A 13,087-nucleotide genomic window follows, 5' to 3' on the forward strand; every position below is an offset into this window, starting at 1 on the left:
AGGTATAACCCCAGATGAGGCCATGCCGGAACTCCCTGAAGTCGAAACTGTGATGCGCGGGATGCGAGTGCATCTTGAAGGTCACACAATTTCCCACGCCAGCACGCACCATACCGGCCTGCGATGGCCATTTCCGCCCGGCCTGGCCAAAGCACTGTCGGGACGGCGGGTGGATGGATTCGCCCGGCGTGGCAAATATATTCTCATAACGTTGTCGGGCGGCATGGTTGCGCTGCTGCATCTGGGCATGTCGGGGCGCATCGTGCTGTCGCGCCCGGATGCGGATGAACCCGTGGTCCCGCCCGCCCGGCATGAACATCTGGTTATCGAAACACGCGAGGGCGCGCGTTGCGGGCTTGTCGATCCGCGCCGGTTCGGCATGGTCGATCTGGTCGCGGCGGACAAGGTGGAAACCCATCGTCTGCTGGCTGGCATGGGGCCGGAACCGCTGGGCAACCGCTTTGATGGCGCATGGCTTGCGCAGAAGGGCAGGGGGCGGCGCAGCAGCATCAAGGCCCTGCTGCTGGATCAGCGCGTCGTGGCGGGGTTGGGTAATATATATGTATCCGAAGCCCTGTTCCGGGCGCGCATCCATCCCGCACGCGCGGCAGGGGATGTAAGTGAGGCGGAATATGCCAGCCTCGTCACCCAGATACGCATCGTGCTGGAAGAAGCGATCGCCGCTGGCGGGTCAAGCCTGCGTGATTATGTGCAACCGGACGGGGAACTGGGTTATTTTCAGCATGCCTGGCGCGTCTATGGGCGTGAGGGGACGGGATGCCCGGAGTGTCCCGGTCCGCCGGGGTGTGACGGTGTGGTGCGGATCACCCAGTCCGGGCGGTCCACCTTCTTCTGTCCGCGCCTGCAGGCTGATGAAAACGATTTTGGTAAAGACTTGTCTTGACGAATGCCGTCAGGGTGGACTAGATCGCCAGCCTGATATGGGATGTCCGCAACGATCGGGTGGCGGACCGCCGTAACCTGATTTATGCAGATGAACTGAGAGCAATGGCCAATACAGCTTCCGCGCGTAAGCGCATCCGTCAGAACGAACGTCGCAACGCCCGCAACACGGCCCGCCTTTCGCGCGTGCGCACCTTCGTCAAGAAGGTCGAAGTGGCGATCGCTTCGGGCAAGAAGGACGACGCCGCTGTTGCCCTGCGCGCAGCCCAGCCGGAACTGCAGCGTGCGGTCGGCAAGGGTGTGCTGCATGCCAACACCGTTGCCCGCCGTATTTCCCGCCTGTCCGCCCGCATCAAGTCTCTTGCTGCGGCGTAAAATACGACCGGTTTCTTTCATCTGAAAGAATCACGGAAGTAATGAAGAAGGTCGTATATCGCCATTAGTGGTGATAGCGGCCTTTTTTGTTTTTCATGTCGTCCCGCTGTGATCGGGTTTTGACGAATCCGGGGCAGATTCCCGTTGCTTCGTCCGATTCCCTGCTCTAGTTTACGCGGATAATTTCAACGTCATCGGTAATCTTGGCCAGCAGGTCAGGGTGGTGGGTCGTATCCTGTGCGACTGGCCGCCTTGCGCGGGATTGACGGCGTTGCAGACTGTATGAATGAGCGGGGGTACGGGCGGCAGGTGCTGGCTGCGCGTGCCCTATGTAGCCGGGAGCGGATATGACGGGCGGACTGGAAGGCTATGACGCGGTTGCGGAAGCCAACGCACAGAAAAGCGTGCTCGCCATTCACTGGTCGCGCATCTGCGAACGGCTGAAGGTCGAAGTCGGTGAAGTCGAATACCGCACGTGGCTACGCCAGATCACGGTCGGCCCGGTGGATGAGGACGAGATCACCCTTTACCTGCCCACCCGATTCCTGCGTGACTGGGTGCGCGGGCAGTATGGTGACCGTCTTGGCACGCTGTGGAATGCCGAAGTGCCCGCCATCCGTCGCGTGGAACTTCAGGTCGCCCGACCGGATGCCGCGCCGGCTGAGCCCGTGGGCGAGGACGCGCCCACGCCGGATATTCCCGTAGCGCATGCCAGGCCGCCAGCGCTGGCGGCAGCACCCGCACCGGTCGAGGAACCGCGTCAGGCCGAGGTCCGCAGCGATCTGGCCGCCCCGCTGGACCCCCGCTTTACCTTCGATACCTTTGTGGTCGGCAAGCCGAACGAGTTTGCTTACGCCTGCGCACGCCGCGTGGCCGAGCGGCCCTCCAGCCCCGGATTCAATCCGCTGTTTCTGTATGGTGGCGTCGGGCTGGGCAAGACGCATCTCATGCATGCGATCGGTGCCGAGCTACTGCGTGAGGGGCGGGTTTCAGTCGCCTACATGTCGGCTGAAAAGTTCATGTACCGCTTCATCGCGGCCATCCGCTCCCAGTCCACGATGGAGTTCAAGGAGCAGTTGCGCTCGGTCGATGTGCTGATGATCGACGATCTCCAGTTCCTGATCGGCAAGGACAACACGCAGGAAGAATTCTTCCATACCTTCAATGCGCTGGTTGACGCCGGGCGGCAGATCGTCGTTTCCGCCGACAAGTCCCCCTCCGACCTGTCGGGGCTGGAGGACAGGCTGCGTACGCGTCTTGGCTGTGGCATGGTGGCGGATATCCACGCCACCACGTTTGAGCTGCGTATTTCCATTCTGGAAGCCAAGGCCACGGCCTCTGGCGTCATGGTGCCAGCCAAGGTGCTGGAATTCCTTGCGCACAAGATCACGTCCAACGTGCGTGAGCTCGAAGGCGCGCTGAACCGCCTGATCGCCCATGCCAACCTGTTTGGTCGCCCCGTCACGCTGGAGGCGACGCAGGATGTGCTGCATGACATCCTCAAGGCGCATGACCGGCGCGTCACCATCGAGGAAATCCAGCGCAAGGTGGCCGAACACTGGAATATCCGCCTGACCGACATGTCTTCCGCCCGCAGGGCGCGGGCCGTGGCGCGCCCGCGTCAGGTGGCGATGTATCTGGCCAAGCAGTTGACCAGCCGTTCCCTGCCCGAAATCGGCCGCAAGTTCGGCAATCGTGACCACACCACGGTCATGCACGCCGTATCGCGCGTGACGGAACTGATGGAACAGGACCCCGCCTTTGCCGAGGATGTGGAACTGCTGCGCCGCATGCTTGAAAGCTGACGGGCATTTCCCGTTCGCGCACCCCTTTACCGCTGTAACCCCCGCCTGCTAGATATGTCGGCCCCGCATGTTCGTATGGGCGGACGCAGCGGGGTGTGGAGGATATCGTACCGATGAAATTGAAGGCTGACCGCGTAACGCTGCTCAAGGCACTGGCCCATATCCAGAGCGTTGCCGAGAAGCGCAATACGATCCCCATTCTGGCGAACGTGCTGATCAACGTCGTCGATGGCGCCATGACCCTGACGGCGACCGACATGGAAATCGCGGTTGTCGAGCGCGTAGCGGCGGAAACGCTGCGTGATGGCGCTGTTACGGCGCCTGCCGCGGTGCTGTATGAAATTGTGCGCAAGCTGCCCGATGGTGCGCTGGTCGAACTGGATCACGCCGGGGGCGATGCGCCGCTGGGCCTGCGGGCAGGGCGGTTCGCGACAAGCCTGAATGTGCTGAGCGTGGACGATTTTCCGTCCATGATGGCGGGCAGCCTGCCGCATGAATTCCGTATTCCTGCCACCGTGCTGCGTGGTCTGATCGACCGCACCCGTTTCGCCATTTCCACGGAAGAGACGCGCTACTACCTCAACGGTATTTTCCTGCATGTGGCCGAAGGCGATGCGGGGCCGGTGCTGCGCGCGGTGGCCACGGACGGGCATCGTCTGGCCCGTGTCGAAACCGACCTGCCTGCGGGCAGCGCGGGCATGCCGGGCGTGATCGTGCCGCGCAAGACCGTGGGGGAGCTGCGCAAGCTGCTTGATGAAGGGGCGGAGCAGGTGGACGTGACCCTGTCCGATACCCGTATCCAGTTCTCCATTGGCAGCATCACCCTGACTTCCAAGCTGATCGACGGAACCTTTCCGGAATATGAGCGCGTGATTCCGCACGGAAATGACAAGATCCTGCGTGTGGGCAAGAAGATCTTTTCCGATGCCGTGGCCCGTGTGGCCGCGATCAGTCAGGAGCGTTCGCGCCCGGTCAAGCTGAGCATGACGCCCAACCTGCTTACTCTTTCCGCCGCCAGTCAGGATCAGGGCACGGCGACGGAAGAACTGGATGAAAACCACGTCTCCTACGACGCTGCCCCGATCGAGATCGGATTTCAGGCCCGCTACCTGAACGACATTACCGATCAGGTGGAAAAGGAAGTGGAATTCGCTTTTTCCGACAGTTCAGCGCCGACCATCGTGCGTGATGTGGACAGTCCGTCCGCATTGTATGTGCTGATGCCGATGCGCGTGTGATCGCACGCGGTTTTCAGGTCGCATGGCCTGGATAACACGGCTGGCGCTGACGGATTTCCGTAATTACCGGCATCTTTCGTGGCAGCCGGAACGGCAGGTTACCGTCGTTACCGGGCCGAATGGCAGCGGCAAGACCAACCTGCTTGAAGCGGTGTCGCTGCTGGTGCCGGGGCGTGGCCTGCGGGGCGCCCGGATGGATGAACTGCCCCGCCATGGCGCAACCCTGTGGGGCGTTGTGGCGCAGGTTGCGGGCATGGATGGGGATGACGCCCTGTCCGTCCAGCTTGCGACCGGAGCCGACCCGTTGCGTCCCGAACGCCGGGTATTCCATATCGATGGACAGGCCCAGCGTAACCGGGATGCCCTTTCCGAACATTTTGCAGCCGTCTGGCTGACACCGCAGATGGATCGCCTGTTTCAGGAAGGGGCAGGCGGTCGTCGCCGTTTTCTGGACCGTCTGGTACTGGCCCTTGAACCCGGACATGGCCGTGAACTCGCCGCCCATGAGCGGGCGATGGTGCAGCGTAACCGTCTGCTGGCGCAGCGCACGGCGGATACCGACTGGCTGACGGCGCTGGAGCGGACCATGGCGCGTCATGCTGTTGCTGCCGTTGCGGCGCGCAGCGATATGGTCGCCCGGCTGAATGCCGATGAACTGGCCACGCAGGACGGTTTCCCCGCCGCCCTGCTGGAACTCGACTGCACCATAGCCGCCCGGCTGGATGTCTCGCCGGCCCTTGCGGTGGAAGACTGGCTGGCCGAGCAGATGGCGCAGGCACGCGCACTGGATCGCCAGCGGGGCGGCAGCCGTTTCGGTGCGCATCGTACCGATCTGCGTATGGCTGACCGTCTGACCGGGCGGTCCGCGCATCTGTCCAGCACCGGCCAGCAGAAGGCGCTGCTGGTGGGGATTGTCCTGTCGCATGCCCGGACCCTGACAGCCTGCCGGGGGCGGGCCCCGATGCTGCTGCTTGATGAACCGCTGGTACATCTGGACGATATGCGGCGGTCTGCCCTGTTTCGCGCCATTGAACGGATGGATACGGGCGTCATGCTGACGGGAACGGACCCTGAACAATTCGCACCGTTGCGTGAAACTGCGGAATTCGTAACGTCGGGTGAAGGTAATCTTGCTCACGGTGCATGATTCCGGTGAGGAATGCTGGTTCCGTCACCCGGTTCGGGCTATAATGCGTTCAGTTATTTTATTGTTATGCGCTGTGGAGCATCTGCCGGCATGTCCGATCAATCCAGTCCCGATCAGAAACCCGATGTCGAGGTCGAGGGCGGCATCGTTCCCCCGGCTGACTATGATGCGGCATCCATCTCGGTTCTGCGGGGACTGGATGCGGTGCGAAAGCGCCCCGGCATGTATATTGGCGATACCGATGACGGCTCCGGCCTGCACCATATGGCGTTCGAGATCATCGACAACGCCGTGGACGAGGCCCAGGCCGGTTTCGCAACCTGCTGCACCGTCACGCTGAATGGCGATGGCAGTGTCAGCGTGCGTGATGACGGACGCGGCATTCCCACTGACATGCATCACGAGGAAGGGGTGAGCGCTGCCGAGGTCGTGCTGACCAAGCTGCATGCCGGTGGCAAGTTCAACCAGAATTCATACAAGGTGTCGGGTGGCCTGCATGGCGTGGGCGCCGCCGTGGTGAATGCCCTGTCCGAATGGATGGAAGTGCGCATCTGGCGTGAAGGCAAGGAACATGTGATCCGCTTCCGTGGCGGCGAACGCGATGAGGCGCTGCGTGTTGTGGGCGAAAGCGCCGAGCCGCGCGGCACGCAGGTCACGTTCAAGCCCAGTGCCGAGACCTTTGCAAAGGTCGAATTTGAATTCCCGATTCTTGAAAGACGCCTGCGGGAACTGGCTTTTCTCAATTCCGGCATGCGGATCGTGCTGCGCGATGAACGGCATAGCCCCGCGCGCGAAGAGAATTTCTTTTATGAAGGCGGTCTGTGCGCCTTTGTCGAATGGCTGGACCAGGGCAAGAACGCGATTGTCGAGCCCCCCATTACCGGCAGCCTGCAGAACGAGGAAAACGGCATCAAGGTTGAATTCGCCCTGACATGGAACGACAGTTTCCATGAAACGATGCTGTGCTTCACAAACAACATTCCGCAGCGTGATGGCGGTTCCCATCTGGCCGGTTTCCGTCAGGCCCTGACCCGCGTGGTGGGCCGCTATGCCGAAGCCAATGCCAGCAAGAAGGACAGCCACGCCCTGAATGGCGAGGACATGCGCGAGGGGCTGACCGCCGTGCTGTCGGTCAAGGTGCCGGACCCCAAATTCTCGTCCCAGACCAAGGACAAGCTGGTCTCCTCCGAAGTGCAGCCGGTAGTGCATGCTGCGGCGGCGGACATGATCGCCCACTGGTTTGAAACCCATCCCAAGGAAGCCCGTCACATCGTGGCGAAGGTGATGGATGCCGCTGCCGCGCGTGAAGCCGCGCGCCGTGCGCGTGAACTGACCCGGCGCAAGGGGGTGCTGGATATTTCATCTCTGCCGGGCAAGCTTGCGGACTGTCAGGAACGCGATCCCTCACGCTCCGAACTGTTCATCGTCGAGGGTGACTCGGCCGGTGGGACTGCCAAGCAGGGACGCGACCGGCGTTTTCAGGCGATTCTGCCGCTGAAGGGCAAGATCCTGAATGTCGAGCGCGCGCGGTTCGACCGCATGCTGGGTTCGGCTGAAATCGGCACGCTGATTACGGCGCTGGGCACGGGCATCGGGCGTGGTGATGTGGAACATGGTGGTTTTTCGATCGAGAAACTGCGCTACCACCGCATCGTCATCATGACTGACGCTGACGTTGACGGCTCCCATATCCGTACCCTGCTGCTGACCTTCTTCTTCCGTCAGATGCCGGAACTGATCGAAAACGGGTATCTCTATATCGCCCAGCCGCCGCTGTACCGCGCCAAGCGTGGTAATGACGAACGGTATCTGAAGGACGATGCCGCCCTTGAATCCTACCTGCTGGACAAGGCGCTGGCCAATGCGTCGCTGCGTTATGCCGATGGCCGTACGGTTGATGGTGACGCCATGCGCGCAGACGTACTGTTCATCCGCGACGTAACCCGTGCGCTTTCACGCCTGTCATCCCGTGTGCCGGTATGGGTACTGGAGCAGGCGGCCATTGCCGGTGTGCTGCGCGCGGATATTCAGGCGGTGCCGGAACGCGTTGTCGATCTTCAGGCCCGTCTGGATGCGGTATCGCCGCCGGCCGAACGGGGCTGGAAAATCGCCGCCAGCGAAAGCGGGCTGGAAATGGCGCGCAGCGTGCGCGGTGTGGGAGAAGTCTACCGGCTCGAAAGCCTTGCCCTGCGCAGCGCGGAAGTGCGCTGGCTGGCGGAACGGCATGAGCGGCTGCTGGCCGATTTCGGCAGGCCGGTGGACCTGCTGCTGGATGGCAGCGCCCATAGCTTCAACGGCCCGGCTTCGCTGTATGAGCGGATTCTGGCGCAGGGGCGCAAGGGGCTGTCGATCAACCGCTTCAAGGGCCTGGGTGAAATGAATGACGAGCAGTTGTGGGAAACCACGCTCGACCCCGCTATGCGCACGCTGCTGCAGGTCCGGGTTGGCGACGTGGAAAACGCGGCTCAGGTTTTCTCCACCCTTATGGGGGATGTGGTCGAGCCGCGTCGGGACTTTATTGTTGGCAATGCGCTGAAGGTCGCCAATCTCGATGTCTGATCGGTCAGGTGGGTAGCAGTTCACCCGCCAGATGCGTGATTTCGGAAATGGAATCGGCCCCGACCGTGGCGCCCGCCTCCATTTCCGGGCGGCCATAGCCCCAGCGGGCGAAGATGGCTGGCACATCCGCGCCGATGGCGGTGGCGATGTCGTTATGATGATCGCCAGTCATGATGGCACGGTGCGCGCTGCCATCGGCCAGTTCTATGGTGCCCAGCAGGTGGCGCGGGTCAGGCTTGCGGGTGCTGAAGCTGTCGCCACCGCCAACGGCGATGAACCAGTTCTCCAGATCCAGAACCTTCAGGATATGCCGTGCGGCGGCCACGGGTTTATTGGTGCATACGGCCATGTGCCAGCCTGCATCGCGCAGCCCTTCCAGCATGCCGATCGTGCCGGGAAAGGGGCGGGACAGGTCGGTTGAATGGGGCGTATAGTCAGCCATGTAGCGGGTTACGGCTTCCGTCCGGTCAATGCTGGCCGCAGCCGGTCCTGCATGGTCCAGCAGGCGGGCGACAAGTACCGTCACCCCGTCGCCGATCATGGGGCGTACAAGGTCCGGGGTTATGGGGCGCAGGCCGTAATGCGACAGGAGACGGTTGGCACAGGCGGCTAGATCGGGAAGACTGTCGATCAGCGTGCCATCCATATCGAACACGGCCAGACGGGGCAGGGAGACGGTCATGATGGGTTCCTCTGACGGTCGGAATGCTGAAGTAGCAATCGGAAATTCTAAGTGATGATAGCGCGCACGGATAAGGGTTTGACAGGGCGGTCAGCAGCGGAGTACGCGCACAATGCCATGAATACCCAGACAGATACCGTAGTATCCTCCCCGGCTTCTTCCATGTCGACAGCCGTCATTCTCGCCGCGGGCCGGGGCACGCGCATGAAATCGGAACGGCCCAAGGTCATGCATCCGCTGGCCGGGCAGCCCATGCTGCGTTACCTGATCGATAACGCAGCGCAGGTATTTGACCGGATCGTTGTGGTTGTCGGTCCCGGCATGGAGGATGTGGCCGCCCTTGCCGCGCCTCATGCCGTGGTGGTCCAGCATGACCGGCTTGGCACGGGCCATGCGGCACGACAGGCGGAAGAAGCATTCGGGACCGGGGATGTCGCGGTGCTGTATGGTGATAACCCGCTTATCACGTCAGGCACGATGCGCGCGCTGCTGGAGCGCAAACGGCGCGATGATACGGCGCTGGCCCTTCTGGCCATGGAACCGGCTGATCCGGGGCGGTATGGCCGTGTCGTCATGCAGGATGATCAGGTCACGAGCATTGTGGAATGGGCTGATGCCAATGAGCAGGAACGTGCCATCGGCCTGTGCAACGCCGGTGTGCTGTGCGCCAGTGCGGGCGATTTCCGCCGCTGGCTGTCTGAAATCCGCAACGACAACGCACAGGGCGAATATTATCTGGGCGACGTGGTGGCGTGCGCCGTAGCCGACGGAGGCCGCGTGCGGGCTGTCGTAGCACCCGAGGATGAGTTGCGGGGCATCAATTCCCGCGCCGAACTGGCCATGGCGGAAGCCTGCGTGCAGGCCCGGCTGCGTCAGGCGGTCATGGCGGCAGGCACGACCCTGATTGCACCCGATACCGTTTTTCTGTGCGTGGATACGGTGCTGGAACCTGATACGGTTGTCCACCCGCATGTGGTGTTCGGCCCCGGCGTGCATATACGGCGCGGCACGGAAATCCATGCCTTTTCCCATGTCGAAGGCGCTGTTGTCGGTCCGGACGCCAGTATCGGCCCCTATGCCCGCCTGCGCCCCGGAAGTGATGTGGGTGAGGGCGCGCGCGTAGGCAACTTTGTGGAAATCAAGGCCACGACGCTGGGGGCCGGGGCCAAGGCCAGTCACCTGACCTATCTGGGCAACGCCACGGTGGGTAGTGGGGCCAATATCGGCGCGGGCACCATTACCTGCAATTATGATGGCGTGTTCAAGCACCAGACGGAAATCGGGGCCGACAGCTTCATCGGCTCGGATTCGGTGCTGGTGGCCCCGGTAAGGGTGGGCGATGGTGTCATCACGGCTGCAGGCAGCGTGATCACGCAGGACGTGCCTGACGGGGCCATGGCCTTTGGTCGTGCCCGCCAGTCCAACAGGGACGGATATGCGCAGGCATTCCGTCAAAAACTGAAGAACAAGAAGGAACAGGGCTGATGTGTGGCATAGTAGGGGTTGTCGGCAGCAATCAGGCCACGCCGGTTATTTTTGATGCCCTGCGCCGTCTGGAATATCGTGGTTACGATTCCGCTGGCATCGCGACACTGGAACACGGGCTGGTCGAACGACGTCGCGCGGCGGGCAAGCTGGACCATCTGGCGACCCTGCTGGCACGCATGCCGCTGCCCGGCGTGACAGGTATCGGGCATACGCGCTGGGCCACCCATGGCGCGCCCACGGAAAACAATGCCCACCCGCACGGGACGGAACGGGTTTCGGTCGTGCATAATGGCATTATCGAGAATTTCGAGGAACTGCGCCGAGAGCTTGAAGAAGCAGGTCAGGTTTTCTCCACCGAAACCGACAGCGAAACCATTGCGCAACTGGTGGACTACCACCTTCAGCGCGGCCTTTCCCCGCGTGAGGCCGCGCATGCCTGCCTGAAACGGCTCGAAGGGGCCTACGCACTGGCCATGATCTTCGCCGGTCACGATGGCATGGTGATCGGCGCGCGCCACGGCGCCCCGCTGGTGGTCGGTTTTGGCGATAACGAGATGTTCCTTGGTTCGGACAGCCTCGCCCTCGCGCCGCTGACCCGCCGCATCGCTTATCTGGATGATGGCGACTGGGCGGTGATCACACGCGAAGGGGCCACGTTCTTTGACATGGCGGGCAATCAGGTCGATCGCCCGATCAAGGTGACCGCGCTGATCGCAGCCGCCGTGGGCAAGGACGGCTACCGGCATTACATGGAAAAGGAACTGCACGAACATCCGGTCGTGATCGGCCAGACCCTGCAGCGCCTGATCGACCCGGCGACCCGCCGGGTCGTGATGCCCGAACTGCCCTTCGACCTTGCCAGCGTGCCGCGCGCGGTGGTGACGGCCTGCGGGTCCGCTTTTTATGCAGGCATGATCGGACGGTACTGGATCGAACAGTATGGCCGCCTGCCTGTCGATATCGATGTGGCGAGCGAGATGCGCTACCGCAATCCGCCACTGGCGCAGGGTGGGCTCGGGCTGCTCATTTCCCAGTCCGGTGAGACGGCGGACACGCTCGCCGCCCTGCGCGGCATGCGCGCCGCCGGTCAGCACATCGTATCGGTGCTGAATGTTGAGCAGAGCACCATGGCGCGGGAAAGCGACGCCGTACTGGGCACCGTGGCCGGGCCTGAAATCTCGGTCGCCAGCACCAAGGCCTTTACTGCGCAGCTTTCCGTGCTGGCCTGCCTGACCATTGCCCTTGGCCGTGCACGGGGACTGCTGGATGCGACACAGGAAGAAAGCATGGTCACGCACCTGCTCGACCTGCCCAGCAAGGCGACGGAAGTGTTCGAACGGCATGACGAAATCCGCCGCATGGCCGCCATCGTGGCCGAAGCGCGCGATGTCCTCTATCTGGGGCGGGGGGCAATGTTCCCCGTAGCCCTTGAGGGGGCGCTGAAGCTCAAGGAAATTTCCTATATCCATGCGGAAGCCTATGCGGCGGGCGAAATGAAGCATGGCCCCATCTCGCTGATCGACAGCACGGTGCCGGTCGTGGCGACGGTGCCTTCGGGACCGCTGTTCGACAAGACCCTGTCCAACCTGCAGGAAGCCAAAGCCCGTGGTGGCCGCCTGCTGGTGTTTACGGATATGGAGGGCGCGCCCCGCCTGCGCGATATTGCGGAATGTGTGGTGGCGATTCCGACGGTTGATGAATTCGTGGCCCCGATCCTGCAGACCATTCCCGTGCAGATACTGGCCTATGAGGTGGCACTGCTGCGGGGCACGGATGTGGACCAGCCGCGCAACCTGGCGAAATCCGTCACTGTTGAATAGACACAGACGCTTAACAGGCACACTGTGCGGCGAACACGATCTATCTGAACAGGGGCATCAGGCACATGGCAGAACAAACGGCATTCTCCCCCGCGGCGGGTCCGTCTGTCCTTGTGCGTGGGGCGGGGGTTTCCGGGCTGACTGCTGCCGTAACACTGGCGGAACGGGGCGCGCGGGTTCATGTGCATGAACACGGGGCCCGTGTCGGTTCTGGTGCGTCGTGGTACGCCGGGGGCATGCTGGCACCATGGTGCGAGGCTGAATCCGCCACGCGGGAGGTAACGGAGCAGTCCCTTTCCTCCCTCGACTGGTGGGACGCGCATGTGCCCGGTGTGACGCGCAATGGCACCCTTGTTCTGGCGCCCGCGCGTGACGTGCGCGAAGTCGCGCGTTTCGGGCGGCGGACATCCCATTTTTCCACCATTGGTGAAGCGGGAATCACGGAACTGGAACCCGATCTGGCGGACCGTTTTTCCACGGGCCTGTTCTTTGCCGGTGAGGGCCATGTGAACCCGCGTGATGCGCTGGCCGCGCTCGCGGCCCGTCTTGTTGATCTGGGGGGACGGATCACGTTCGACGTGCCCCGGACGGCCGGGACAGGCGGATATGACTGGGTAGTGGACTGCACGGGGATTGCCGCGCGTGACCAGATGGCGGACATGCGCGGTGTCCGGGGCGAGATGCTGCTGCTGCGCTGCCCGGATGTAACGCTGCACCGTCCCGTGCGCATGCTTCATCCGCGCATACCCATTTATATCGTGCCGCGTGCTGACCATGTATACATGGTAGGTGCCACGATGATCGAAAGCGAAAACGCGGGGCCCATGACCCTGCGGTCGATGGCGGAAATGCTGGGCGCGGTCTACGCCCTTCATCCCGCCTTTGGCGAAGCGGAAATACTGGAAACCGGCACCGGCCTGCGTCCGTCCTTTCCCGACAATATGCCTGCGGTCAGGCGGGAAGGGCGGCATATCCACATCAATGGAATGTACCGGCACGGTTTCCTGCTCTCACCCGTCCGGGCAGCCGATGCGGCCGATATCGTGTTCGGTAACGGGTGATACCTCCCG

10 protein-coding genes are annotated in these 13,087 nt (G+C 62.6%); 9 read left to right on the top strand and 1 reads right to left on the bottom strand.

Features of this window, described 5'->3' with window-relative positions; genetic code table 11:
• Window positions 1-22 precede the first annotated feature (22 nt).
• The 6 genes from mutM (at window position 23) to gyrB (ending at window position 8,027) form a co-directional block, all read left to right on the top strand.
• Window positions 23-904, top strand: a complete 882-nt coding sequence (gene mutM, locus CFR79_RS05810) for a bifunctional DNA-formamidopyrimidine glycosylase/DNA-(apurinic or apyrimidinic site) lyase (protein WP_110547218.1) — start codon at window positions 23-25, stop codon at window positions 902-904.
• A 104-nt stretch (window positions 905-1,008) separates the two neighbouring features.
• The gene (gene rpsT, locus CFR79_RS05815) at window positions 1,009-1,278 is read left to right on the top strand and encodes a 30S ribosomal protein S20 (protein WP_102324338.1); all 270 of its coding nucleotides are present in this window, start codon (window positions 1,009-1,011) and stop codon (window positions 1,276-1,278) included.
• Window positions 1,279-1,625: 347 nt separating this feature from the next.
• Window positions 1,626-3,083, top strand: a complete 1,458-nt coding sequence (dnaA, locus tag CFR79_RS05820) for a chromosomal replication initiator protein DnaA (protein ID WP_110547219.1) — start codon at window positions 1,626-1,628, stop codon at window positions 3,081-3,083.
• Between the two features lie 113 nt (window positions 3,084-3,196).
• Window positions 3,197-4,321 (top strand): DNA polymerase III subunit beta, encoded by a 1,125-nt coding sequence (gene dnaN / locus CFR79_RS05825; protein WP_110547220.1) that lies wholly within the window; start codon window positions 3,197-3,199, stop codon window positions 4,319-4,321.
• 22 nt (window positions 4,322-4,343) lie between these two features.
• Window positions 4,344-5,468: a DNA replication/repair protein RecF gene (gene recF / locus CFR79_RS05830; protein WP_110547221.1), complete on the top strand. Its 1,125-nt coding sequence runs from the start codon at window positions 4,344-4,346 to the stop codon at window positions 5,466-5,468.
• Between the two features lie 12 nt (window positions 5,469-5,480).
• Window positions 5,481-8,027 (top strand): DNA topoisomerase (ATP-hydrolyzing) subunit B, encoded by a 2,547-nt coding sequence (gyrB, locus tag CFR79_RS05835; protein ID WP_102324334.1) that lies wholly within the window; start codon window positions 5,481-5,483, stop codon window positions 8,025-8,027.
• Window positions 8,028-8,031: 4 nt separating this feature from the next.
• On the opposite strand, the gene CFR79_RS05840 is transcribed toward gyrB, so the two are convergent.
• Entirely contained in the window at window positions 8,032-8,709 is a 678-nt protein-coding gene (locus tag CFR79_RS05840) for an HAD hydrolase-like protein (RefSeq protein ID WP_181417366.1), read from the bottom strand.
• A 117-nt stretch (window positions 8,710-8,826) separates the two neighbouring features.
• Here CFR79_RS05840 and glmU point away from each other — a divergent pair, with 117 nt between their 5' ends.
• The 3 genes from glmU (at window position 8,827) to thiO (ending at window position 13,078) form a co-directional block, all read left to right on the top strand.
• Window positions 8,827-10,194 carry a bifunctional UDP-N-acetylglucosamine diphosphorylase/glucosamine-1-phosphate N-acetyltransferase GlmU gene (gene glmU, locus CFR79_RS05845; protein ID WP_110547222.1) on the top strand — a complete coding sequence of 456 codons (1,368 nt, stop codon included), beginning with the start codon at window positions 8,827-8,829 and terminating at the stop codon, window positions 10,192-10,194.
• Window positions 10,194-12,017 carry a glutamine--fructose-6-phosphate transaminase (isomerizing) gene (gene glmS / locus CFR79_RS05850; protein WP_110547223.1) on the top strand — a complete coding sequence of 608 codons (1,824 nt, stop codon included), beginning with the start codon at window positions 10,194-10,196 and terminating at the stop codon, window positions 12,015-12,017. Before glmU ends, glmS begins: the two co-directional genes overlap by 1 nt.
• Before the next feature lie 65 nt (window positions 12,018-12,082).
• Entirely contained in the window at window positions 12,083-13,078 is a 996-nt protein-coding gene (gene thiO, locus CFR79_RS05855; RefSeq protein WP_110547224.1) for a glycine oxidase ThiO, read from the top strand.
• Window positions 13,079-13,087: the final 9 nt, after the last annotated feature.

Origin of the sequence: Komagataeibacter saccharivorans (genome assembly GCF_003207825.1) — a bacterium.
GTDB lineage: Bacteria > Pseudomonadota > Alphaproteobacteria > Acetobacterales > Acetobacteraceae > Komagataeibacter > Komagataeibacter saccharivorans.